General features: G+C 67.6%; 22 protein-coding genes and 1 riboswitch. Of the genes, 15 read left to right on the top strand and 7 right to left on the bottom strand.

Annotated features, from left to right (window positions below):
• Positions 1-4 precede the first annotated feature (4 nt).
• A complete protein-coding gene (locus tag O0235_RS06715; RefSeq protein WP_270057769.1) occupies positions 5-1,099 on the bottom strand; it encodes an iron ABC transporter substrate-binding protein in 1,095 nt (364 codons plus the stop codon).
• 211 nt (positions 1,100-1,310) lie between these two features.
• On the opposite strand from O0235_RS06715, the gene dnaN reads away from it, so the two are divergent.
• Positions 1,311-2,459 carry a DNA polymerase III subunit beta gene (gene dnaN / locus O0235_RS06720; RefSeq protein ID WP_270057770.1) on the top strand — a complete coding sequence of 383 codons (1,149 nt, stop codon included), beginning with the start codon at positions 1,311-1,313 and terminating at the stop codon, positions 2,457-2,459.
• A 52-nt stretch (positions 2,460-2,511) separates the two neighbouring features.
• Here dnaN and O0235_RS06725 read toward each other — a convergent pair whose 3' ends face one another.
• Entirely contained in the window at positions 2,512-3,297 is a 786-nt protein-coding gene (locus O0235_RS06725) for a hypothetical protein (RefSeq protein WP_270057771.1), read from the bottom strand.
• 188 nt (positions 3,298-3,485) lie between these two features.
• Between O0235_RS06725 and O0235_RS06730 the strand changes: the two genes are divergently transcribed.
• The 3 genes from O0235_RS06730 (at position 3,486) to O0235_RS06740 (ending at position 8,374) form a co-directional block, all read left to right on the top strand.
• Entirely contained in the window at positions 3,486-5,915 is a 2,430-nt protein-coding gene (locus tag O0235_RS06730) for a plasma-membrane proton-efflux P-type ATPase (RefSeq protein ID WP_270057772.1), read from the top strand.
• Positions 5,916-5,918: 3 nt separating this feature from the next.
• Positions 5,919-5,995, top strand: a riboswitch (Fluoride riboswitch).
• A 75-nt stretch (positions 5,996-6,070) separates the two neighbouring features.
• Entirely contained in the window at positions 6,071-7,912 is a 1,842-nt protein-coding gene (locus tag O0235_RS06735) for a DUF190 domain-containing protein (protein ID WP_270057773.1), read from the top strand.
• Positions 7,913-7,954: 42 nt separating this feature from the next.
• On the top strand, positions 7,955-8,374 hold the full coding sequence (locus O0235_RS06740) for an EamA family transporter (protein WP_270057774.1): 420 nt from the start codon (positions 7,955-7,957) through the stop codon (positions 8,372-8,374).
• 9 nt (positions 8,375-8,383) lie between these two features.
• Here the strand turns inward: O0235_RS06740 and O0235_RS06745 are convergent, their stop codons facing one another.
• Positions 8,384-9,094: a hypothetical protein gene (locus O0235_RS06745; protein WP_270057775.1), complete on the bottom strand. Its 711-nt coding sequence runs from the start codon at positions 9,092-9,094 to the stop codon at positions 8,384-8,386.
• 38 nt (positions 9,095-9,132) lie between these two features.
• Here O0235_RS06745 and O0235_RS06750 point away from each other — a divergent pair, with 38 nt between their 5' ends.
• Both O0235_RS06750 and O0235_RS06755 read left to right on the top strand, forming a co-directional pair.
• Entirely contained in the window at positions 9,133-9,318 is a 186-nt protein-coding gene (locus tag O0235_RS06750; protein WP_270057776.1) for a hypothetical protein, read from the top strand.
• A gap of 40 nt (positions 9,319-9,358) precedes the next feature.
• Positions 9,359-9,757 (top strand): hypothetical protein, encoded by a 399-nt coding sequence (locus O0235_RS06755; protein WP_270057777.1) that lies wholly within the window; start codon positions 9,359-9,361, stop codon positions 9,755-9,757.
• Between the two features lie 9 nt (positions 9,758-9,766).
• Here the strand turns inward: O0235_RS06755 and O0235_RS06760 are convergent, their stop codons facing one another.
• On the bottom strand, positions 9,767-10,102 hold the full coding sequence (locus O0235_RS06760; RefSeq protein WP_270057778.1) for a YnfA family protein: 336 nt from the start codon (positions 10,100-10,102) through the stop codon (positions 9,767-9,769).
• A gap of 595 nt (positions 10,103-10,697) precedes the next feature.
• Here O0235_RS06760 and O0235_RS06765 point away from each other — a divergent pair.
• From O0235_RS06765 to O0235_RS06785, 5 genes are all read left to right on the top strand, one after another.
• Positions 10,698-11,111, top strand: a complete 414-nt coding sequence (locus O0235_RS06765; RefSeq protein ID WP_270057779.1) for a DUF1801 domain-containing protein — start codon at positions 10,698-10,700, stop codon at positions 11,109-11,111.
• The gene (locus tag O0235_RS06770; protein ID WP_270057780.1) at positions 11,108-11,536 is read left to right on the top strand and encodes a DUF1801 domain-containing protein; all 429 of its coding nucleotides are present in this window, start codon (positions 11,108-11,110) and stop codon (positions 11,534-11,536) included. Before O0235_RS06765 ends, O0235_RS06770 begins: the two co-directional genes overlap by 4 nt.
• 42 nt (positions 11,537-11,578) lie before the next feature.
• Positions 11,579-12,652 (top strand): type II restriction enzyme NmeDI-related protein, encoded by a 1,074-nt coding sequence (locus O0235_RS06775; protein ID WP_270057781.1) that lies wholly within the window; start codon positions 11,579-11,581, stop codon positions 12,650-12,652.
• A gap of 203 nt (positions 12,653-12,855) precedes the next feature.
• Complete coding sequence (gene katG / locus O0235_RS06780) at positions 12,856-15,021, top strand: catalase/peroxidase HPI (RefSeq protein WP_270057782.1); 2,166 nt, start codon at positions 12,856-12,858, stop codon at positions 15,019-15,021.
• A gap of 176 nt (positions 15,022-15,197) precedes the next feature.
• Positions 15,198-16,205: a DNA cytosine methyltransferase gene (locus O0235_RS06785; RefSeq protein ID WP_270057783.1), complete on the top strand. Its 1,008-nt coding sequence runs from the start codon at positions 15,198-15,200 to the stop codon at positions 16,203-16,205.
• Here O0235_RS06785 and O0235_RS06790 read toward each other — a convergent pair.
• Positions 16,123-17,136, bottom strand: a complete 1,014-nt coding sequence (locus O0235_RS06790) for a hypothetical protein (protein WP_270057784.1) — start codon at positions 17,134-17,136, stop codon at positions 16,123-16,125. The two genes, O0235_RS06785 and O0235_RS06790, sit on opposite strands and share 83 nt — an antisense overlap.
• Positions 17,123-17,545, bottom strand: coding sequence for a very short patch repair endonuclease (locus O0235_RS15750; RefSeq protein ID WP_373324387.1), 423 nt, complete (start codon positions 17,543-17,545; stop codon positions 17,123-17,125). The genes O0235_RS06790 and O0235_RS15750 overlap by 14 nt, the downstream gene beginning before the upstream one ends.
• A gap of 129 nt (positions 17,546-17,674) precedes the next feature.
• Here O0235_RS15750 and O0235_RS06795 point away from each other — a divergent pair, with 129 nt between their 5' ends.
• Positions 17,675-18,433 (top strand): dienelactone hydrolase family protein, encoded by a 759-nt coding sequence (locus O0235_RS06795; RefSeq protein WP_270057785.1) that lies wholly within the window; start codon positions 17,675-17,677, stop codon positions 18,431-18,433.
• On the opposite strand, the gene O0235_RS06800 is transcribed toward O0235_RS06795, so the two are convergent.
• The gene (locus tag O0235_RS06800) at positions 18,430-19,044 is read right to left on the bottom strand and encodes a TetR/AcrR family transcriptional regulator (RefSeq protein ID WP_270057786.1); all 615 of its coding nucleotides are present in this window, start codon (positions 19,042-19,044) and stop codon (positions 18,430-18,432) included. The genes O0235_RS06795 and O0235_RS06800 overlap by 4 nt on opposite strands.
• A 103-nt stretch (positions 19,045-19,147) precedes the next feature.
• Between O0235_RS06800 and O0235_RS06805 the strand changes: the two genes are divergently transcribed.
• From O0235_RS06805 to O0235_RS06815, 3 genes are read left to right on the top strand one after another with little or no spacing between them, the layout of a single operon-like run.
• Positions 19,148-19,924 (top strand): SDR family NAD(P)-dependent oxidoreductase, encoded by a 777-nt coding sequence (locus tag O0235_RS06805; protein WP_270057787.1) that lies wholly within the window; start codon positions 19,148-19,150, stop codon positions 19,922-19,924.
• Between the two features lie 45 nt (positions 19,925-19,969).
• Positions 19,970-20,674 carry an MMPL family transporter gene (locus tag O0235_RS06810; RefSeq protein ID WP_270057788.1) on the top strand — a complete coding sequence of 235 codons (705 nt, stop codon included), beginning with the start codon at positions 19,970-19,972 and terminating at the stop codon, positions 20,672-20,674.
• Complete coding sequence (locus O0235_RS06815; protein WP_270057789.1) at positions 20,671-22,173, top strand: MMPL family transporter; 1,503 nt, start codon at positions 20,671-20,673, stop codon at positions 22,171-22,173. Before O0235_RS06810 ends, O0235_RS06815 begins: the two co-directional genes overlap by 4 nt.
• Positions 22,174-22,187 lie beyond the last annotated feature (14 nt).

The raw sequence follows: 22,187 nt of genomic DNA on the forward strand, positions 1-22,187 counted from the left end.
CCGGCTACTGGAGCGCGCCGACCTTGCGGAGCATCGCCAGCGTGCCCTGCAGGTCGTCGAGGTCGCTCAGGTCGATGGCCGGCGGCTTCAGCGAATCGAGCGCGGGCAGGCGCGGGTCGGCCGCCATCCCGGTCACGAGCGGGTACTCGTAGGTCTGCTTCACGAAGTACTCCTGCGCGGCTTCCGAGAGCAGGTAATCGATGAACGCCTGCGCCGCCGGCTTGTTCTTCGAGGTCTTCAGGAGGCCGACGCCGGCGACGTTGATGAGCGTGCCCGGGTCGCCGGCTGCGGTGTAATGGTTGCGCGCGGCGAACCCTTCGCCCTGGTCCTTGATGAAGCTCCAGAGGTAGTAGTGGTTGACGAGGCCGAGCTTCACTTCGCCGGCGGCCACGGCGCTGACGATCGCGCGGTTGTCCTTATAGACCTTCACGTCGTTCGCGATCATGTCGCGCAGCCACTTCTCGGCCGCGGCGTCGCCCTCGAGCTTCCGGAGCGCGGTGACGAACGACTGGAACGAGCCGTTGGTGGGCGCCCAGCCGACCTGCCCCTTCCACTTCGGGTCCGTGAGCTGCTTCACGGAGGTCGGGAGCTCGGCGGGGTTGAGGGAGGTGTTGTAGACGATGACGCGGGCGCGGCCGGAGACGCCGACCCACGTCCCGTCCTTGGCCTTGTAGGTGGCGGGAACCTTCGCGAGGGTCGCCTCGGGGAGCTTCTCGAAGAGGCCGGCCTTCGCGATCGCGCCGAGGGCGCCGGCATCCTGCGGGAAGAAGATATCGGCGGGCGACGCGGAGCCTTCTTCGGCGAGGAGCGTAGCGAGCTGGGCCGAATCGCCGTACTTCACGTTGACGGTGATGCCGGTGTCCTTCGTGAACTGTTCGAAGAGCGGCTTCACGAGCGCTTCGCCGCGGCCGGAGTAGACGGTGATGGAGCCGGAGGGCTTCGGCGTGGGCGTCGGGCTGGCGGCGGCGGTGGCCGGCGCGGTGCCGGCGGCGGTGGCCGCCGGGGTGGGCTCGTCATCGTCGTCGCCGCCGCAGGCTGCGGCCGCGAGGGGGATGGCGGCGGCGAGGGCGAGGAGCAAGAGGGTGCGCAGGGGTTTCATGGGGCTGAGCGTTGCCTCGCAGGGAGAGATGTCACACCGGGGAGATTAGGGATACCTAATTCCTGTGTCAAATCGAGCCTCTATCGAGAGATTTGGACGTCCCGGCGAAAATTGCGAAGGCGCCTACGCGCTTCGGCCCCGGTCTCGCCAGCGGGGGAGGGCGAACCTATAATCACCGCGGATCCGCGCATCGGATCAGGCGGGTGAACACATGAAAGTCCAGGTGCTCCAGGAAAACCTCCAGCGCGGCCTCGCCATCGTCGGCCGGGCCGTGGCCACGCGCGCCACCATCCCCATCATCTCCAACGTGCTGCTGCAGACGGAGGAGGGGAAGCTCCGGCTCGCCGCGACGGACCTCGACATCTCGATCGTCGCGTGGGTCGGCGCGAAGGTGGATGAGCCGGGCGCGACGACGGTGCCGGCCCGCCTGATCAACGACTTCGTGGCGAACCTGCCGGCGGCCACCGTCTCGCTCGAAGCGCCGGCGAGCGGCCGCCAGCTCCGCATCGAATGCGCCCGCAACGATTCGACCATCAACGCGATGGACCCGGCCGATTTCCCCCGCATCGCCGAGATCCGCGACGGCGTGGCGGTGAAGTTCGACCCGAAGGCGCTGAAGCGGGCGATCGAGCGCGTGGAGTTCGCCGCCGCCACGGACGATTCGCGTCCGGTGCTCACCGGCGTCCACCTGAAGAGCGACGGTCCGCGGCTCACGCTCGCCGCGGCGGACGGCTTCCGGCTCGCCGTCGCCGATATCCAGCTCGAAGAATCGCCCGCGGAGGCGATCGAAGTCATCGTGCCGGCGCGGGCGCTGCGCGAGCTTTCCCGCCTCATCGGCGATTCGAACCTGCCCGTCGAGATGCGGATCAACCCGCAGCGCTCGCAGGTGCTGTTCGAATGGGACGAGGTGCAGATGGTCGCCCAGCTCATCCAGGGCACCTTCCCCAACTACAACCAGCTCATCCCCGCCCAGTTCAACACCCGGATGATCGTCGACGTGGACGAGTTCAAGCGGGAGGCGCGCATCGCGGCGATCTTCGCGCGCGATGGGAGCGGCATCATCCGGCTGATCATGACGCCGGGCGAAGGCGGCATGCCGGGCCAGCTGACGATCAGCGCGCGGGCGGACGAAGTCGGTGGCAACGAAGGGAAGCTCGATGCGCTCGTGGAGGGCGACGCGTCGCGGATCGCCTTCAACAGCCGCTACCTGCAGGACGTGCTGAACGTGCTGGGAAGCGGCCGGGTAGCGCTGGAGATGACGAGCCCCTCAGCGCAGGGCGTCTTCCGCCCCGTGGACGAGAACGGCGTGCCCGAGCCGGGCTACGTCCACGTCGTGATGCCGATGTTCGTGCAGTGGTAGCGGGCTGAGGGGGTTTGGGGGCCCTCAGCGCTCAGGGGCCGGGAACCGGGGCTCACTTCACCGCCTCCGCAGCCACGGCGAGCAGGTCATCGACGTGGATATCGACGCCCCGCACCACGACTTGCAGGTTCCGCCGCTCATCCCACACGACGACGGCGCTCTCGCCGAATTCATCGCGCAGGACGGCGCGGCCGAGCGCGGCAGGCAGCCCGTTCACGCTCGCAGCCTCCCAGCGCTCCGATGCGATCTGCGAGGCGAACCCCGGCGAAGTCGCCAGGTCCTTGTAGATGACCACCTGCCCGCCGTGCTGAACCTCGAACCAGCTCTTCCCCGAGGCGACCTCCGCCGCCGCGGTCGGCGAAGCGGGGAATGCGACGGTAACCTCCGAGTGGACGATGGTGTCGCCGCATCGCACGGCCCGCGCGCCGGTCGCCGCGCCGCCGGCGGGGAACTGTTTCGGGAGGGCGAGCGGCGTTCCCTCCGCTTCGCTGGCATCGACCCACCGCGCCTGGCCCGCGACGCACCACCCGGATTCGTGCTTCGCCGAAGGACCGACAGCGATGCCGTTGACCACCTGGTCGTAGCGGGGCAGCGCCTTATCAGCTTCGAGGTAGGGGAGCCCCCAGCCGGGCTTGCTCGTGTCGATCGCATCGTTCGGGCCCGGCGTGGCGAGCGGCGTCACCATCCCCGGGGCGGATGGCGGCCCCCCGGGCGATGCGACGGCGGGGCCGCCGGGCCCGGAGCAGGTGCGCCCCAGCGCAAAGCTGACCGCCCCGACGGCCGCCGCGAGCGCGACCGCGAAAACGGCATTCCGGATTCGGACTGGAGTTCGCAGCATATCCCGCCTCCTGAGTGTTTTCGCTGCGAATGGGCTGACAGTTTACACGCACAAACACACACACAGTCAATACCGGTTTAACAAATCATTCTGCGGGCGGCCGCACCCGCGCGGTTCGAGGGCAACGCCGGCGGCAGCCGGCCGCTCCGTTGCCGCCGGGCGGCTCCCGGGCGTAGCATCGCCGCGGGGTGGATAGCGCGAACGGGACGCAGCAGCCGGCCGCGCCGCCCGCCGCCGGGGCGGCGGCGCAGGTGCCCGCGCCCGAGGCTGTCGGGCTGACCACGGCGCAGGCGGAGGAGCTCCTCCGGGCGCACGGCCCGAACGTCATCCCGGAGGCGCGAGAGCCGGCCTGGAAGCCGCTCGCGCGCAAGTTCTGGGGCCCGATCCCGTGGATGCTCGAGGCCACCGTCATCCTCGAGCTGGCGCTCGGCAAGTACCTCGAAGCCGGCATCGTCGCCGTCGTCCTGCTGTTCAACGGGCTGCTCGGTTTTCTCCAGGAGCGGCGCGCGAAGGAGGCCGTCGCCCTGCTCCGTCAGCGGCTCAGCATCCAGGCCCGCGTCCTTCGCGACGGGCGGTGGCAGCTCCTCCCGGCGGCGCAGCTCGTGATCGGCGACGTCATCCACGTGCGGATGGGCGACATCCTCCCTGCCGACGTCATCCTCCGCGAGGGGAACCTCCGCATCGACCAGTCGGCGCTCACGGGCGAATCCGTGGCCGTCGATGCCGGGCCGGGCGCCACCGCCTACAGCGGCTCCACGGTCGTCCAGGGCGAGGCGACCTGCGAGGTGACGGCCACTGGCGGGGCCACGTTCTTCGGTAAGACGGCGCAGTTGGTGGCCAGCTCCGGCGCGGAGGACCACCTCGCGGGCGTCGTCTTCCGGGTGGTGCGGGCATTCATCATCCTGGACTTCGCGCTGGCCGCTATCGGCGCGGGCTACCTCGCCTCCACCGGGGCGAGCCTCTCGACCGTCGCCGCCTACATCGTGGTGCTCCTCCTCGCCTCCGTGCCGGTCGCGATGCCGGCCGCCTTCACGCTCGCGGGTGCGCTCGGGGCGCGAAAGCTCGCTCACCAGGGCATCCTGACCGCGCGGCTGACAGCGGTGCAGGCGGCGGCGGGAATGGACATCCTCTGCGTCGACAAGACGGGCACGATCACGCAGAACCGGCTCACCGTCGGGGCCGTCGTGCCGCGCGAAGGGTTCAGCGAGGCGGAGGTGCTCCGCCTGGCCGCCGAGGCCTCGGACGAGGCGACGCAGGACCCGATCGACCTCGCCATCATCGCCGCCGCCGCGCCGGGCGCGCTCCCGCCCCGGCCGAAGACGTCCTTCCAGCCGTTCGACCCCGCGACGAAACGGTCCGAAGCAACCATCGAGGACGGCGGCCGGCGCATCTCCGTGACGAAGGGCGCGCCGCAGGTGATCGCTGCGCTTGCCGGCGCCGACGCTGCGGCGGCGGAGCGGGAGGCCGCGCTCGAATCGCTCGCCGCCCGGGGGATGCGCGTCCTCTCGGTCGCGGTCTCGGGGCCGGGCGGCTGGCAGGAGGCCGGCTTCGTCGGCCTCGCCGACCCGGTTCGGCCCGATGCGGCCGAGCTCATCGCCCGAGTTCACGCCCTCGGCGTGCGGGTCATCATGATCACGGGCGATACGCTCGCCACGGGGAAGGCGGTGGCGGCCAGCGTCGGCATCAGCGGCCCGGCGGCCACGGCCGAGGCGCTCCGCTCCGGCCCCGAGGGCGGCGACGTGGAGGCGGCCGTCTTCGCCGAGGTGCTCCCGGAGGATAAGCTCCGGCTCGTCCGCCGGCTTCAGGCCGCCGGCCATGTGGTCGGCATGACGGGGGATGGCGTCAACGATGCCCCGGCGCTCCGCCAGGCCGATGCCGGCATCGCCGTCGCGGGGGCGACCGACGTAGCGAAGGCCGCTGCCGCCGTGGTGCTCACGCGCGAAGGGCTCGTCGACATGGTCGGCCTCATCGAAGAGAGCCGGCGCATCTTCCAGCGGAGCCTCACCTACGCCCTGAACGTGAGCATCAAGAAGATCGAAGTGCCGCTCCTGCTCACCGCGGGCGTGCTCCTCTGGAAGGAGTCGCTCTTCACCCCGCTGCTGATGGCGCTCCTGCTCCTCGCAAACGATGTGATGAGCATGTCGATCATGACGGACCGCGTCGCGTTTTCGCCGCGGCCGGACCGGTGGGCGACGCGGCCCCTGCTCGCAGGCGCCGTGCTCGTCGCGCTGCCGCTGCTGGCCGCCTCCGGGACGACGGTCTGGTTCGCGCGCGATGCCTGGCCGAAGCTGGCCCTGGCCGAACTGCAGTCGCTCGCCTTCTTCGTCCTCGTGCTGAGCAGCCAGGCGACGATCTACCTCGTGCGGGAGCGGCGCCACGCCTGGGCGTCCCGGCCAGGGCGCTGGCTCGTCACGGCCTCCGCAGCCGACATCGCGGCCGTGCTGGCGCTGGTCGGCGGGGGCTTGCTCATTACGCGCGTGCCGCTCCCGGTCATCGCCGCCGCGGCGGGGGTCACCCTGCTCGGGGCGCTTGCGGCCGATTTCGTGAAGGTCGCGGCCTTCCGCGCGCTCGGGCTCCACGCGGGGCCGGGGCTTGCCAGCGGCCAGGGAGCCCGGTAGGCTAGGACATACGGCGATGGAGTCCTGCCGTCAACCGCCGCCGGCACGGCGCCCGGTGTGCTGATGACTCCTGCACCACCCTGTGCAGGAGTTTCGTTTTTGGAGACGACCCGCGAACCCGGCCACCTGCAGGGCCCCCGGAAGGGGGCCGCCTGATGCCGCTCATCGATTTCCGCGACCAGCTCGCCGTCATCCGCTACCTCGCCAAGTGGTTCCTGCTGCTCACGCCCGTCGCGGCGGCCATCGGCACGGTCTCGGCGCTCTTCCTCTGGCTGCTCGAACACGCGACCGAGGCGCGCTGGGATCACCCGTGGCTGCTCTACCTGCTGCCGCTCGCCGGCATCGCGAGCGCGGCGCTCTACCACCGGTGGGGCCGGAGCGTGGAGGGCGGCAACAACCTGCTCGTCGATGAGATCCACCGGCCCGGCGGCGGCATCCCGCCCCGCATCGTGCCGCTCATCTTCATCGCCACCGTCGGCGCCCATCTTTTCGGCGCTTCTGTCGGGCGCGAAGGGGCCGCCGTTCAAATGGGCGGCGGCATCGCGAGCGCCTTCAACCGTCTTCTCCGCCTCGGGCCGGACGACCTGCGGACGCTGCTCATGGCGGGCATCGCGGCCGGCTTCGGCGCCGGCTTCGGCACCCCAATCGCGGGCGCCATCTTCGCGATGGAGGTGCTCGCCATCGGCCGGATGGAGTACAGCGCCCTCATCCCGGTGCTCTACGCCGCCCTCGCCGCCGATTTCACGGCGGCCGCGTGGGATGTCCACCACACCGCCTACCAGGTGGCGGTCACCGGCCGGAGCGGCAACCTGCCGTTCGATGTCCTGCTTTTGGCGAAGGCGTGTGTCGCCGGGATCATCTTCGGGCTCGCGGCCGTCTTCTTCGCAGAGCTGGCTCATGGCCTCGGCCGGCTCTTCCGCCGGCTCATCCGCCAGCCGCTCTTCCGGCCGGCCGCCGGCGGCCTCGTCGTCATCGGCCTTGTCGTCGTGCTCGGCACGCGCGATTACCTCGGGCTCGGCGTCACCTCGCCCGACCCGGGGGCGACGACCATCGTCTCGAGCTTCCACGCGGGCGGCGCATCGCCCTTCGCCTGGTTCTGGAAAATCGTCTTCACGGCGGTTTCGCTCGGCAGCGGCTTCAAAGGCGGCGAAGTCACCCCCCTCTTCTACATCGGCGCCTCGCTCGGCAACCGGCTGGCGGATGTGCTCCAGGCGCCGCCGGACCTCTTCGCGGGGCTCGGCTTCGTGGCCGTCTTCGCGGGCGCGGCGAACACGCCGCTCGCCTGCACCGTGATGGGCATCGAACTGTTCGGCTCGGCGGGTGCGCCCTACCTCGCCGTCGCCTGCTTCGTTTCCTACCTGGTGAGCGGGCACTCGGGCATCTACCTCTCGCAGCGGGTGGCGACGCCGAAGGTGCGGCCGGCAACGGTGCCGCCGGAGGCGCCGCTGCGCCTGGTGCGCGAGGCGAAGGCAGCCGACCAGCTGCCGCTGCCCACCATCTTCGATGTGTTCAACGGGAAAACCCCCGCAGAAGGAGAACCTGGCATGGATTCGAACCACCGCGTCCGGCGGCGCGAGCTCGGGCTCGTGCGCATCTACCTGGCGCCGAAGGAGCGCGCGCCGCGCCGCGGCCTCGGCGGCTTCCTCCGCAGCCGCCCGCTCTACCGCGAGATCATCGACGCCGCCCGGCGCGACGGCCTCATGAACGCCATCGCCCACCCCACGCACTACGGCTTCAGCGGCACCACCGACATCCACGCGCGCAGCACCTCGCCCGAGGTGACGAACGAGTCGCTCATGCTCTGCGTCGAACTGGTGGGCGAAACCGACGCGCTCGAACGGTTCTGCGAGCGGCACGGCGACCTCCTCGCCGGCAAGGTCATCGTCCACAAGACCGTCGAGCACTGGCACCTCGAGAAAGGCGCGGTGGTCGTCGATGACGTGTTCGAGGACGAGCTCGAGGGAGAGCCGGATGCCGCCGCGCAGGCCGGGAGCTGAGGGCCGGGCCGGCGAGCCGGCGGGAAGGGTGACGGTGCGCGGGTGAGCTGGTTCGTCTTTGCGCTGTTCTCCGCGGTGTTCGCGGCGGCGACGGCGGTCCTCGGCCGGCTCGGCGTGAAGGACGTCAATTCGAACCTCGCCACCGCGATCCGAACGGTGGTGGTGCTCGTCTTCGCCTGGGGGATCGTCTTCGCGACGGGGGCGCAGCAGGAGCTGGGGAAGCTCTCGCGGGGCACGGTCGGTTTCCTCATCGCCTCCGGGCTGGCGACGGGCATTTCGTGGCTGTTCTATTTCCGGGCGCTGCAGCTGGGCACGGCTTCGAAGGTCGCGCCGGTGGACCGGTTCTCGGTGGTGCTGACGGTGGTGTTTGCGGCGGTCTTCCTCGGCGAGCGGCTGAGCTGGGGGGTGGCCGCCGGCGCTGCGCTGGTGACGGCGGGGACGATCCTGATCGCGCTGGGGTAGGCGGGGGCATCAGATGGGGACAGCACCCGGCGCAAGATTATGCCATCTACTGTCGGAGTCATCCGCGATGGCAGAAAGCCTTGCGAGAACTTGCTCAGGCACGTTCCCTAGGCTATATTCGTTCAGAAAGCACCCTGAACTGATCGATGATGTTCCACTAATGTACAACACTGCAGCTATCTTTGAAAAATGCCCTGGTTCGCCTTCGAAGATCTTTTTGATGGTATCTTGAGCTGGGATGCTCCCGGCAGAACGAAAGTCGACCACAGCTAGAATATTGTTCTGGCTCTCAGAGAACTGCCTGGAACCGTCGCGCATCACTGCCTCAAGTTTCTTCCAAAAGTCATCATCTGTTGTCCGAAGCTTTTCATGAAGCACCAATCTCTTGACTTCCACATAGCCGGACCATCTATCAATCTCAATCCCCAAATCAGGACCTTTCCTCCCGCATGGCTCAACCGTGATTATGAAGCCTTGCTCAGCCAGCCTGTTCGCTATCACAATCTCCCGCCCGAGCCCTAGAATGTTGTTTCGGAAATAGAGGTCGTTTTGCCCATCCACCGGGATACGCAGCCGAGCCAACTTCCTCTCGAAACACTCCGCGGCGGCTGTATTACCTGATTTCCGGAGGGATTCAAGCTGGTAAGCAATACCGGCAGGCGTATGCCCGTCGCCCTGTTGTCGCAGGGCATCCAAGACCATTTCTGCTTTCGCGTTCATGCTCTTATCATACCTCATGGACAGACTCGCCATTACAAATGCTGCAGCCGGGCCAGGCCGCCGCAGGCGAGCGCTTCCGCGCCGGCGAAGCCGCGCCAGGGGTTGTCGTCGAGCGAAGCTACGATGTGTGGCAGGCGGTGGCCCCGGATTTCGCAGCTGCCGTCATCGGCGATGCTCGCCGGCTTCGGCCCCTCTTCAACTGGCTCGCCCGCTCCGGTACCTGAGAACTCGCCGAGCCCAAATCCCGCTCTAGGGTCGCCCGTCATGGACCGTACCCCCATTCCCGCACTCGACGCCGAGCGGCTCGAAGAGCTCCGCGCATGGGCCGCGGCGATGCGTCCCATGCCGAAGCGGCGCGCCGTCATCCCTTACCGCCGCCGGTTCGCCCCCCGTGAACTCGCCCGGCTCGCCTATGGCCTCGTCCCGGAATCGATGGACGACAAGTGGGTCGGCGTCCTCCGGGAAGGGTGCGTCGACTTCTTCCGCAGCTGGACCGGCCATCACATCTACCGGCTCCCGCTCCGCGCGGCGAACGGCGGCATCGAAACCGAGGCCATCATCGCCAACCGCGGCCCGCGGCAGTACCGTGACCGCGACGCAGAGCACGACATCGAGACGGTCGAGCGCCTCCTCAACTGGATGCTGACCGGCGACCCCGGCTGAGCCGCCCCTTCAGCCGCGCGGGCCGAACATCATGAGCGCCATGCCCGCGAGCGCGAGCCCGGCCCCGGCGAGGTCCCACCGGTCCGGCCGCCAGCCGTCGGCGATGGCGCCCCAGGCCAGCGCGAGGACGATGAACATGCCGCTGTAGGCCGCCTGGATGCGCCCGAACTCGGATTCGCTCTGGAGCGTGTGGATGACGCCGTAGGTGAACAGGACGGCCGCACCCGCCAGCCCGAACGGGAACGGCCGCTCGACCCGCAGCCACTGCCAGACGAGCCACGACCCGAACAGCTCCGCGCAGCCGGCGAGGAAAAAGACGAGAATGGCGCGGTACGGTTCCGGCATCGCAACGCTCGCAGAGCGGGGTTCGCCCCCGAGGATGCCAGCCGCCCGCCTTGACGGCCACATTCCTTCTCGGTTAGGCCGGCAACGATGGCGGTTCGCCGTTCCCCATCAACGTGAGTCGCGTTATGTAAGAGCTGCCGCTCACAACCGTTTCGATGTTCACGAGAAGGCACTGCCCGCTCGAGCCATTCGGCAACCGAAGTTGAAGGCTCGCCCTAGGGTTATTTCGAAGCGGCTGCCAAACTTGAAGGACCGCGGTCCAGTCTGTTAGCCCGAAACGATTCCGTCGAACGACGACTTGAGCCACGCCGGCGGCGATTCGGGACTGATTCTCATCAATAAGATCCGCGGGGCCCGTCCAGAACATGACAAGCTCGTCCAGAATTCGGAATCTTCTTGAGCATAAAGCATTCCGCAATCTTTGGGCAACGATCTGCTGCTATTTCGGTGGTCGCCTCTGAAGGGGGAGCTTGCGAGGGTCTCAACCTGAAGACCATTTGGAATCTTTTTTGGGCGGTAGGCCCTCCCCAATGCAACTACATCCGGCCCAGTGTCTGTTTCGGCGTCCGCCAAGCGACTAGACTTGGGTTCGCACATGGCCGAAACGACGCCGCCCGACCCGATCGCCGAGCGCATCGCCGCCTGGGGCGGCTGGCGCGCCGAGACGCTCGCCCGCATCCGCCAGCTCATCCGCGAGGCCCTCCCCGGCGTGGTCGAAGAGCTGAAGTGGGTGAAGCCGACGAACCCGCTCGGCGTCGTGGCGTGGTCGCACGCCGGCCTCCTCTGCACCGGCGAGGCCTACCGCGACAAGGTGAAGCTCACCTTCGCCCGCGGCGCGAGCCTGCCCGACCCGTCCGGGCTCTTCAACGCCGGCTTCGGCGGCGGCACCCGCCGCGCCATCGACCTCGCCGAGGGCGACACGCTCGACGCCGATGCCTTCCGCCAGCTCGTCCGCGCTGCCGCCGACCTCAACGAGGCCGCGAAAGCCGCGAAGGGGCGCGCCCGGTGAGCGGCGCGGGCGGCGAGGGGCCGCGGCTGCTGGCGGGCGGCAACCCGCAAATCCCGAAGGGCGACGGCAACGCCCCGGTGCAGGCCTACATCGCCGCGATGCCGGGCTGGAAGCAGGACATCGGCCGGCGGTTCGATGCGCTCGTCGAGCGCACCGTGCCCGGCGTGAAGAAGGCCGTCCGCTGGAACTCGCCGTTCTACGGCGTCGAAGGACTCGGCTGGTTCTGCAGCGTCCACTGCCTCACGCGCGCCGTGAAGGTGACGTTCTTCGCCGGCGCCGGGCTCGAACCGGAGCCGCCGGGGAAGGGGAAGGACCCGGATGCGCGCTGGGTCGATATCCCCGAAGGCGGCTTCGATGCGCTGGAGGCGCAGCTCGAGGCGTGGGTGCGGCAGGCGGCGGCGCGCCGCGGCTGGGCAGGCTTCTGAACGCGACGCTACCATTGGCGGGACACCGAGGATGGGTAGACGATGGCCTTTTACACCTGCATCTTCTCGCCTGAAACATACGAAGACTTCCGCAAGTCGGGAGGTTCGATAGTTAGGTTTCATGAGCGGCATATTCGGCAGGCACACCGCGTGAAAGCCGGAGACCTCTTCGTTTGCTACGTGACGAGAGCCTCCAGATGGGCAGCCCTACTCGAAGCAACAGGCGAGGTAATTATCGCTTCTCCAGAATCGGAAGGCCAGCATCGGGTACTCGTGTCCGTGAATCCCCGCGCACTGCTTCCACTCGAGCATGCAATTCCGATGATGGAAGACTGTATCTGGAATCAACTTACATTTACTCGGAAACACCCAAAGACGTTCCGGTACTGGACGGCACCGCTCAGGACGAATCTTGTGACGATCGCAGAGGAAGACGGGAACGTGATCGCGCGCGAGCTCGCCCGCCAAAAGGAAAACCCGGTTCATTATCCCGTGCCCCCTTCGGTCCAAGTGGCACTCGTTCGTGGAACCGACCGGGACGTCGTGGTGGTGGTTCCCCAGGATGAGTCCGCCAACGACGGCGCGCCCCTCCCCGAGGTTCGCGAGTCCCTCCAAATTCAGGCGCTTCTCGCTACCGTCGGTTCGCGGATGCGGCTCAAGGTGTGGATACCCCCGAATGACCGGGCCAGGGTGAAAGCCGAGTGGGGAGGAGAACCGGACTCTCTGATTGAACGCCTTCCCCTCAATTACGACGATGTCACCCTCCGGACCATTGAGCAGATCGACGTACTCTGGCTCAAAGGACGGTCTATCCGGCGGGCTTTCGAGGTCGAGCACACGACTTCCATCTACTCGGGCATCTTGAGAATGGCCGACCTGCTCGCGCTCCAGCCGAACATGGACATCAAGCTCCACATCGTCGCGCCGGAGGCACGTCGAGAGAAGGTCCTCCACGAGATTCGGCGCCCTGTCTTCTCGCTCATCGAGCCGAGGAGCCTCGCGGAGCGCTGCACCTATCTCTCCTACGACGCCGTGAGGGAGATTGCCGCCCTGCCGCACCTCGAGCATCTGTCCGATTCGGTGCTTGACGACTACGAAGAACCTGCCGAGATCTGAACGTTCGCAGTAACTCCAGATCTGGACAGAGTCTAAAACACGCCCTACCATCGCTTCGCGGCCGGGGCGGCCGGAACGCCGTTCACCTCCCGCCCGCGGCCGGTTCGCTACCCTCGCACGGGCAGCGGTGCGGCGCACCCGCCCACACCGCGCCCGGGCACCATCCATCCCGCCCGCACACCGCATTGGAGGAGTACTCGCCCATGTCCGCCGATGGCACCATGAAGCTGAAGGGCAAGCGCAACCGCGACTGGTGGCCCGAACAGCCCGACCTCTCCCTGCTCCGCCAGAACCATCCCGCCTCCGACCCCATGGACCCCGGCTACGACTACCGGGAAGAGCTGAAAACGCTCGACGTCGAAGCGCTCCGGCGCGACCTCATCGAGCTGATGACCACCTCGCAGGACTGGTGGCCCGCCGATTACGGCCACTACGGCCCGCTCTTCATCCGGATGACGTGGCACGCCGCCGGCACCTACCGCGTCCACGACGGCCGCGGCGGCGCCTCCCGCGGCACCCAGCGGTTCGACCCGCTCGCGAGCTGGCCCGATAACGCGAACCTCGACAAGGCCCGCCGCCTCCTCTGGCCGATCAAGAAGAAGTACGGCAAGAAGATCAGCTGGGCCGACCTCATCGCCTTCGCCGGCAACGTCGCCCTCGAATCGATGGGCTTCAAGACGGCCGGCTTCGCCTTCGGCCGCGAAGACGTCTGGGAGCCGGAGGACATCGACTGGGGCCCCGAGGAGGAATGGCTCGGCGATGAGCGGCACGAGGGCGAGCGCCAGCTCGAAGAGCCGTACGCCGCCATCCAGATGGGCCTCATCTACGTGAACCCCGAGGGCCCCAACGCCGTGCCCAGCGCCCTCGCGGCGGCGAAGGACATCCGCGAATCGTTCGGCCGGATGGCGATGAACGACGAGGAAACCGTCGCCCTCATCGCCGGCGGCCACGCCTTCGGCAAGACGCACGGCGCCAACGCTGCCAGCTACGTCGGCCCCGAGCCGGGCGGCGCGCCCATCCACGAGCAGGGCCTCGGCTGGAAGAACAGCTACGGCACCGGCAAGGGCAGCGATACCTACACCAGCGGCCTCGAAGGCGCCTGGACCCCGACGCCGACGAAGTGGGACAACTCCTACCTCGAAACCCTCTTCAAGTACAACTGGGACCTCACGAAGAGCCCGGCCGGCGCCTGGCAGTGGGTGCCCACCGACCCCGAGGCGCAGAACCTCGTGCCCGATGCGCACGACCCGAACAAGCGGCACGCGCCCATCATGCTCACGACGGACCTTGCGCTGAAGATGGACCCCGTCTACGAGAAGATCGCGCGCCGCTTCCTCGAGCACCCGGAGGAGCTGGAGGACGCCTTCGCCCGCGCCTGGTTCAAGCTCATCCACCGCGACATGGGCCCCGTCACCCGCTACCTCGGCCCGCTCAAGCCGACCCAGGTGTGGACCTGGCAGGACCCGATCCCGCCGGTCGACCACCCGCTCGTCGATGCCGATGACATCGCGAAGCTGAAGGCGGCCGTCCTCGGCTCCGGCCTCTCCGTCTCGGACCTCGTCTTCGCCGCCTGGGCCTCGGCCTCGAGCTTCCGCGGCACCGACCGGCGCGGCGGCGCGAACGGCGCCCGCATCCGGCTCGCGCCGCAGAAGGACTGGCCCGCGAACGACCCGCCGCGGCTCGCCCGCATCCTCGGCGTGCTCGAAGGCATCCAGCAGCGGTTCAACAGCGAAGCGAGCGGCGGCAAGCGCATCTCGCTCGCCGACCTCATCGTGCTCGCCGGCTGCGCGGCCGTCGAAAAGGCGGCGAAGGATGCCGGCTTCGATGTCGCCGTGCCCTTCACCCCGGGCCGGATGGACGCCAGCCAGGAGCAGACCGACGTCGAATCGTTCGGCTACCTCGAGCCGAAGGCGGACGGCTTCCGCAACTTCCGGAAGCCCGGCCTGCGGAAGCGCGCCGAGCACCTGCTCGTCGAAAAGGCCGCCCTGCTCACGCTCACGCCCCCGGAGATGACCGTCCTCGTCGGCGGCATGCGGGCGCTCGCAGCGAACAGCGGCGAGACGAAGCTCGGCGTCCTCACCAACCGGCCGGGCCAGCTCACCAACGACTTCTTCGTCAACCTGCTCGACATGAACACCGCGTGGGTGCCGACGAGCGAGGCCGAGGAGGAGTACGAAGGCCGCGACCGCGCGACCGGCGCCGTGAAGTGGACCGCCACCCGCGTCGACCTCATCTTCGGCCACAACGCCGAGCTGCGGGCGCTCGCCGAGGTGTACGCCTGCGACGACGCGCAGGAGAAGTTCGTGCGCGACTTCGTGGCCGCGTGGGACAAGGTGATGAACCTGGACCGGTTCGACCTCCACAGCTGAGGCCGGCCGGCGCCGAACCGCCGCATCCGCTGCCGGGGGAACGCAGCGATGGACCGGGGGCTGCCCAGTGGGCAGCCCCTTGCCCATCCCCAAACACCCCTGCTACCATTGCGGGGAGTTACTTTAAGCCCACCCACTCAACCACCGCCAATACCCCGAATCCACCAGTTGGTGTAATGTCCCACCAAACGGCCTTTTCAGTGGTTTCTCTGTTTTCCGGATGCGGCGGCTTTGACTTGGGCTTCGTGGGCGGTTTCACGTTTCTAGGACACTATTACCCTTTCAACGCATTTGCCATTATTTGGGCCAACGACATTGATCCCTCCGCAGCCCGCACCTATTCCACCAATGTCGCACCAAACATCATTGCCGCCGACGTTCGCGATGCCCTTCCTCAACTACCATCCGCAGCCGACCTCGTCATAGGCGGCTTTCCTTGCCAAGACGTCTCAATCAACGGCAAGCGCCAAGGCCTCGCCGGGAAACGCACTAACCTTTATACCGTGATGCTCGATGTCATCTCTCAGCTTCGCCCGCGCATGTTCGTCGCCGAGAATGTCAAATCTCTCCTGTTTAAATACAATCGCACTACCTTCTCCAGGATACTCGCTGATTTTGCCTCCCTCGGCTACACACTGACCTTTCAGGTCTTAAACGCAGCCGACTTTGGCGTCCCGCAGATTCGGGAACGTCTATTTATCGTAGGAACCCACCACGGCATTCCCCCGTTCACCTTCCCCACCCCAACTCACACCCAAAGCCAGTGGATCACTTCTCACATCGCCCTTTCCGATCTCGAAGACTCACCGGAAAATCCTTCCATACAGCACATTTGGAGTCGGGCAAAACCAAGTCCAGACCAAGGTAAACGACAAATCGCCCGCGACCGTCCCGCCACAACCATCAGGGCTGAACACCACGGCAACATCCAATTCCATTACCTTGGCCACCGTCGTCTTTCGTTACGAGAAGCCGCCCGCCTTCAGTCTTTTCCTGACTCGTTTATATTTCATGGCGGTATGCGTGCCATTGAACGCCAGATTGGGAACGCGGTCCCTCCCGTGCTAGCCTGGCATGTCGCTACGGCGTGCGCCGCCACCCTCACCGAAAGAGAACTTCAGACGGGACCCATCCCACGGCCAGCCTATCAACTTTCGCTAGCCACGTCCGCTTCCGATCTTTAAATGACGGGCTATCACCCCAGAATTCGAGAATTAATTCATCGCTCAGACGAAGCAAAGCTTCCTCTAGTTCCTTTTCTATATCCACCATGGCTCGTTGTACATAATTGCCGCCCCGCGTTGGGTCCCCTCTCAACGCGACACTGCCCGCGGAAAAAAGGTCCCGCAATTGAGGAGCGACTACTCCATAACGCGCTACAAGCAATTTTGCCGCTCGAGTATACTTACGTCTATTCCGACCACCAGAAACTACTTCCGGGCATAGTATAGATACTTCGGCTCTCAGTCGCCTCTTTTCACTTTCTTCCAGCTCCTGAAACAGGCGAACTTCTGCCGGTAACGCTGTGTCTAGCTCGTCGTCGTCTGGGAGCCACCAAAGGACCCTATGCCCACGAGCCTTCATTCTCGCGTAATCTCGGATGATTCTCATCTTTGCTTTAGGATCCATCGCACTAAACTCATCGTAGGAAATACCGACCCGGTCCCAAATGTTTTTTCCTTCGGCCCGATCGCCAAGGTCCATATCGATTTCAAAACGGGGCACATGCGAGGTCCGCACGTGAACTATAACGTCTTTGTACTTGGCCCACCGGACCGCAACCAACCCTCCCGCCTTGCCATATATCACGTATACCTCGCGAACGTCCTTGACCTTCGAAGACTCCAAAACGCTGTTAGCAACGCCACGCCAGGTGTCTTGATTGGTAAATTTCACCTCTATTCCTACATTGTCAATGACAATGTCAGGAAAAGCATAAGGCCGGTCTTTATACATAAACGGGAGATGCCGCGCTTTGGCAAATTCTTTAGCTCTCTCTGCAACGACTTCCTCGAACGTAACGGAACTAATGCGAGCACTACTGTTCGCAAGCAAAGATTCTAAGTCTCGACAAAGAGGTTGTAGCAAATCAGTTTCAATATCATGCAGTTCCATCGGCTTGGCCCTCAATTATGGGCTTTAATAGTTTAGCAATGCTGATGTGAGGAATATCATGCTCCCAGATGCGCCAAACACGCCAGCCATTGATCATGAGAACCGTCGTGACTAATGAATCTCTTAGCTTGTTGGTTGCTATCTTAGTCTTCCAGTAGTCCGAATTGGTTTTAGGCATTCTGCAGTGCAAATCACAACCGTGCCAGAAGCAGCCATCAAGGAAAATCGCGAACTTCAGGGAAGGAATCACAATGTCCGGTTTTCCCGTTATATCTCGCGGGTTGAGAACGAACTGAAGGCCGGAGCTTGTTAGGTCAGCAATTACGGAAAGCTCCGTCGACGAGCATTGCTTTGACCGTACGCGGGACATTATCTCCGATCGCTTTGCTCGATTGACTCTGTCGACCATAAAGCTGCTCCGCTGTTTTTCTTAGAAAACGGGCAATCGCGTGGGTGGTCCCTTGACAAGGCTAGGTTAACAGCTGGACCCTAGCTTATCTACGGCGCCCCGGCCCCGCCGCGCCGGGAAGGAGCACCCGTGCAGTTCACCGCGGAATCCACCGAACTCGGCGTCACCGAACGCGCCTTCGAGATGACCATCGAGGGCGAGCGCGTGCCGGGCATCCTCTGGCTCCCGGAGGGCGCCCGCGGGCCCCGGCCCCTCCTCCTCCTCTGCCACGGCGGCATGCAGCACAAGCGGGTCGATACCCTGCTCGCCAAGGCGCGCGCGTTCGTCCGCCACCACGGCTACGCCTGCCTGAGCATCGACAACCCGGGCCACGGCGAACGCGCCAGCGAGGCCGAGCTGGCGCAAGCCCGCGCCCTCCGCGGGGCCGCCGCGCTGCCGCCCATCGACCCCGATCGGATGCGCCAGCTCGCCGCGCGCGTCGGCCGCGCCGTCGGCGAATGGAAAGCCGTGCTCGATGCGGCGCAGCAGCTGCCGGAGGTCGGCGCCGGGCCGGTCGGCTGGTGGGGGCTGTCGATGGGCACCGCCATCGGCGTGCCGTTCGTCGCGGGCGAACCGCGCGTGCGCGCTGCCGTCCTCGGCCTCGCCGGGGTGCGGAACGAGGAATTCGGCCGCCTCGCCCGGCAGATTACGGTGCCGGCGATGGTCATGTGCCAGTGGGACGATGAGGTGGCCCCGCGCGATTCCGTGCTCGCGCTGTTCGACGCGCTCGGCTCGGCGGAGAAGACGCTCCACGCGAACCCGGGCCGCCACGTGCAGGTCCCGCTCTACGAACGGCAGGCGTGGGAGGAATTCTTCGCCCGGCACCTCGGCCGGGCCGCAGCTGGCTAGCTGAGCGGCCGGACGGCCGCCATCGCCTGGTCGAGCAGGGCGGCGAAATCGGCTTCGGGGCCGCAGGCGAGGCACGCATCGGCAACGATGGAGACGCACCCGAGCGCTGCCGCGACGAGCGCCTCGGCGCGGAGGTCCGGCCCCGGGCCGGCATGCGGCGGCAGGCGCGCTGCGAGGATCGGCGCGGCGGCCTCCACCCAGGCGCGCTTTTGCCGCTCGGCATACTGGCCGCGGAGGGCCTCCGTTTCGTTCAGCAGGCGGGTGAGCCCGTAGTTCGCCGCCCGGTCCGCCTCCGCCTCGGCCACGACGGCATCGAACGCCCGGCGGAGCGAGACCCACGGGTCCTCATCGGCCGGGCGCGCTGCCAGCGCCTCCGTGACGGTCGCCGCCAGCTCGTCGAGGTGGGCGAGCACCACTTCGTCCTTCGAGGCGAAGTAGCGGAAGAAGCTGCGGCGCGAAATCCCCGCGGCGGCGGCGATCTCCTCGACGGTGGTCGGTTCGAACCCGTTGCGGAGGAAGAGCTCCATGCCGACCCGCGCGATCTCGGCCCGGATGGCCCGGCGGGCGCGTTCGCGCAGGCCGCCCGCCGGGGCGGCTGTTCCCTGTCCCATGGCGGGATTTTACGCGATGCCGAACGGTGCGCTCAACGCCAGTATTGACACTGAGTGACAGATAGTCGACGATGGCGGCATCGAACACGGCACGGAGGTCTCGATGGAAACGGCCGGGAATCTCCACGGCAGGGTTGCGCTCATCACGGGAGCGGCCTCGGGCATGGGGCTCGCGATGGCGCGGAAGTTCGCCGCCGCGGGCGCGAAGCTCGTCCTCGGCGACTGGAACGGCGAGCGGCTGGATGCGGCCGTCGCCGAGCTGCGGCAGGCCGGCGCTGCCGTCGAAGCCGCCCAGGGCGACATCTCGGACCGGGCGGCCGCCGAGGCGCTCGTCGACCGCGCGTTCAGCGCCTACGGCCGGCTCGATGTGCTCGTGAACAACGCCGGGGTGATGGATTCGATGGCGGGCGTCGCGGAAGTGAGCGACGAGACGTGGCGGCGGGTGTTCGCCATCAACCTCGAGGGGCCGCTCCACACGATGCGCCGCGCGATCCCGAGGCTGGCGGAACAGGGCGGCGGGAGCATCATCAACATCGCCTCAGTGGGCGGGCTGCACGGCGGCGCGGCGGGCGCGGCCTACACGGCATCGAAGCACGCGCTCATCGGGCTGACGAAGAACACCGCCTACATGTACGGCCCGAAGGGCATCCGCGCGAACGCCATCGCCCCGGGCGGGACGAAGACGAACATCGGCGAATCGATGGCGCGGGCAGGGGTCGACCCGGCGGGCATGGCGCGGGTGCAGGCGTTCACGAGCCTGATGCCGGGCCTGCTCGAACCGGAAGACATCGCCGCCGTCGCGCTCTTCCTGGCTTCTGACGCTGCCCGCGGCATCAACGGGACCGTCATCACCGTCGACCTCGGCTGGACGGCGGCCTGAGCGCCGCCGCCTGCCTGGCCCACCAGCTCCGGAGGTTCTCTTTCCATGGCCCAGCTCCTGTATCGTCTCGGCCGGTTCGGCTACCGCCGCCGGTGGCCCGTCATCGCCGCATGGGCGCTCATCCTCGCAGGCGCCGTCGCCGCGGGCATCGCCTTTTCCGGCCCGCGCGAAGATTCGTTCACCATCCCCGGCACGGAGTCGCAGGAGGCGCTGGACCGCCTCGGGCGCGAATTCCCGGAGGCGAACCTGGCCGGCGCCTCTGCGCGGGTCGTGATCGCCGCGCCCCCGGGGCAAACGCTCGATGACCCGGGCGTCCAGGAGCGGGTGCAGGCGCTCGGCCGCGACCTTGCGCAGCTGCCCGGTGTGGCCTACGCGCTGGACCCCTTCGCCGCGGGCGCCATCAGCCCCGACCGCCGGGTCGGCATCGCCGAGGTTTCGTTCGTCGAACCGGCGGGCCAGCTCGATGCGGCCTCGAAGCGGGCGCTCGAGGCTGCGGTGGAGCATGCGCGGGCCGCAGGGCTGACGGTGGAGGTTGGGGGCGATGCCCTGCGGGAGTTCCACGCCGGCAGCACGGGCGAAATCCTCGGCGTGGCCGTCGCGGCCGTCGTCCTCTTCCTCAGCTTCGGCTCGCTGGTGGCAGCCGGCCTGCCGCTCATCTCGGCATTCACCGGCGTGGGCATCGGCTCGCGGGCATCGCCGCTCTCTCGGGGTTCACCAGCATCGGGACGAACACGCCGACGCTCGCGATGATGCTCGGGCTCGCCGTGGGCATCGACTACGCGATGTTCATCCTCTCGCGCTTCCGGCACGAGGTCGCGAGCGGCCGGAGCCCGGAGGAGGCGGCCGGCTGGGCGAACGGCACAGCCGGCTCGGCGGTCGTGTTCGCGGGGCTGACGGTCGTCATCGCCCTCTGCGGCCTCGCGGTGGTGAACGTCCCGCTGCTCACCCAGATGGGGCTCGCCGCCGCCGCGACCGTCTCGCTCGCCGTGCTCATCGCGGTGACGCTGCTGCCGGCCCTGCTCGGCGCGGCGGGCCGGTTCGTCGCCGGCCGGGCTGTCCGCGACCCCGAATCGCATGGCGCCGGGGCCGCGACGGGGCTCGCCGCCCGGTGGGCCGGGCTCATCACGCGGCGGCCGTGGGCAGCGGCCATCGGCGGCATGGCGCTCCTCGGCATCGTCGCCATCCCCGCGCTCGATGTGCGCCTCGCGCTGCCCGATGACGGCATGGCCGCGCCCGGCGCCACCCAGCGGAAGGCCTACGACCTCGTGAAGGAGGCGTTCGGGCCGGGCTTCAATGGACCGCTCGTCGTCATCGTCGATGCCGCCGGGGGCGAACCGGCGGCAGCAGGCGAGGCTGCCGCGGCGCAGCTCCGGGCGCTCCCCGGCGTGGTCGCCGTGAGCCCGCCGACGGTGAACCCGGCAGGCACGCTCGCCCTGCTGCGCGTCATCCCCGCCGGCGGCCCGGCCGATGCGGCCACCGCCGACCTCGTCCACGCCATCCGCGCACAGGCGCGGGAAACGGGCACAAGCCTCGCCGTCACCGGGCAGACGGCCATCCAGGTCGACTTTTCGGAACGGGTCGGGGCGGCCTTCCTGCCGTACGTCGGCGTCGTCGTCGGGCTCGCGCTGGTGCTCCTGTTGCTCGTGTTCCGCTCGGTGGCGGTGCCGGTGAAGGCGGCGGCGGGCTTCCTGTTCACGATCGCTGCGACGCTCGGCGCGGTGGTGGCCGTGTTCCAGTGGGGATGGCTGGCGCCGCTGTTCGGGGTCGACCAGGAGGGGCCGATCCTCAGCCTGATGCCCATCTTCCTCGTCGGCGTGCTCTTCGGCCTGGCGATGGATTACGAGGTGTTCCTCGTGACCCGGATGCGCGAGGAGCACGTCCACGGCCTGGGCGAACGCGAAGCGATCGTCTACGGCTTCCAGCACAGCGCGCGCGTGGTGACGGCGGCGGCGCTCATCATGCTCTCGGTGTTTGCCGGCTTCATCCTCGCGAGCGAAACGCTCATCAAGATGATGGGGTTCGCGCTGGCGCTGGGCATCGCGTTCGACGCCTTCATCGTGCGGATGACGATCGTCCCGGCGGTGCTGGCGCTGCTGGGCCGGGCTGCCTGGTGGATGCCGGCGTGGCTCGAGCGCCTGCTGCCGAAGGTCGACGTGGAGGGGACCGGCCTGCGCAACGGCGACGCCGCGAGGGCGTACCGGGCGGAGAACGCGGGCGTGGCGGGGCCAGCCGGCCAGCCCGGCGCCTGAGCGCCCGCTCCCGC

Origin of the sequence: Tepidiforma flava (assembly GCF_027594505.1) — a bacterium.
Lineage (GTDB): Bacteria > Chloroflexota > Dehalococcoidia > Tepidiformales > Tepidiformaceae > Tepidiforma > Tepidiforma flava.

What these genes read in the sequence shown, in the direction of transcription:
- O0235_RS06715 (WP_270057769.1), bottom strand. Translation starts at nt 1,099, where the DNA reads ATGAAACCCCTGCGCACCCTCTTGCTCCTCGCCCTCGCCGCCGCCATC.
- dnaN (WP_270057770.1), top strand. Translation starts at nt 1,311, where the DNA reads ATGAAAGTCCAGGTGCTCCAGGAAAACCTCCAGCGCGGCCTCGCCATC.
- O0235_RS06725 (WP_270057771.1), bottom strand. Translation starts at nt 3,297, where the DNA reads ATGCTGCGAACTCCAGTCCGAATCCGGAATGCCGTTTTCGCGGTCGCG.
- O0235_RS06735 (WP_270057773.1), top strand. Translation starts at nt 6,071, where the DNA reads ATGCCGCTCATCGATTTCCGCGACCAGCTCGCCGTCATCCGCTACCTC.
- O0235_RS06745 (WP_270057775.1), bottom strand. Translation starts at nt 9,094, where the DNA reads ATGAACGCGAAAGCAGAAATGGTCTTGGATGCCCTGCGACAACAGGGC.
- O0235_RS06750 (WP_270057776.1), top strand. Translation starts at nt 9,133, where the DNA reads ATGCTGCAGCCGGGCCAGGCCGCCGCAGGCGAGCGCTTCCGCGCCGGC.
- O0235_RS06755 (WP_270057777.1), top strand. Translation starts at nt 9,359, where the DNA reads ATGGACCGTACCCCCATTCCCGCACTCGACGCCGAGCGGCTCGAAGAG.
- O0235_RS06760 (WP_270057778.1), bottom strand. Translation starts at nt 10,102, where the DNA reads ATGCCGGAACCGTACCGCGCCATTCTCGTCTTTTTCCTCGCCGGCTGC.
- O0235_RS06765 (WP_270057779.1), top strand. Translation starts at nt 10,698, where the DNA reads ATGGCCGAAACGACGCCGCCCGACCCGATCGCCGAGCGCATCGCCGCC.
- O0235_RS06775 (WP_270057781.1), top strand. Translation starts at nt 11,579, where the DNA reads ATGGCCTTTTACACCTGCATCTTCTCGCCTGAAACATACGAAGACTTC.
- katG (WP_270057782.1), top strand. Translation starts at nt 12,856, where the DNA reads ATGTCCGCCGATGGCACCATGAAGCTGAAGGGCAAGCGCAACCGCGAC.
- O0235_RS06785 (WP_270057783.1), top strand. Translation starts at nt 15,198, where the DNA reads ATGTCCCACCAAACGGCCTTTTCAGTGGTTTCTCTGTTTTCCGGATGC.
- O0235_RS06790 (WP_270057784.1), bottom strand. Translation starts at nt 17,136, where the DNA reads ATGGAACTGCATGATATTGAAACTGATTTGCTACAACCTCTTTGTCGA.
- O0235_RS15750 (WP_373324387.1), bottom strand. Translation starts at nt 17,545, where the DNA reads ATGGTCGACAGAGTCAATCGAGCAAAGCGATCGGAGATAATGTCCCGC.
- O0235_RS06800 (WP_270057786.1), bottom strand. Translation starts at nt 19,044, where the DNA reads ATGGGACAGGGAACAGCCGCCCCGGCGGGCGGCCTGCGCGAACGCGCC.
- O0235_RS06805 (WP_270057787.1), top strand. Translation starts at nt 19,148, where the DNA reads ATGGAAACGGCCGGGAATCTCCACGGCAGGGTTGCGCTCATCACGGGA.
- O0235_RS06810 (WP_270057788.1), top strand. Translation starts at nt 19,970, where the DNA reads ATGGCCCAGCTCCTGTATCGTCTCGGCCGGTTCGGCTACCGCCGCCGG.
- O0235_RS06815 (WP_270057789.1), top strand. Translation starts at nt 20,671, where the DNA reads ATGATGCTCGGGCTCGCCGTGGGCATCGACTACGCGATGTTCATCCTC.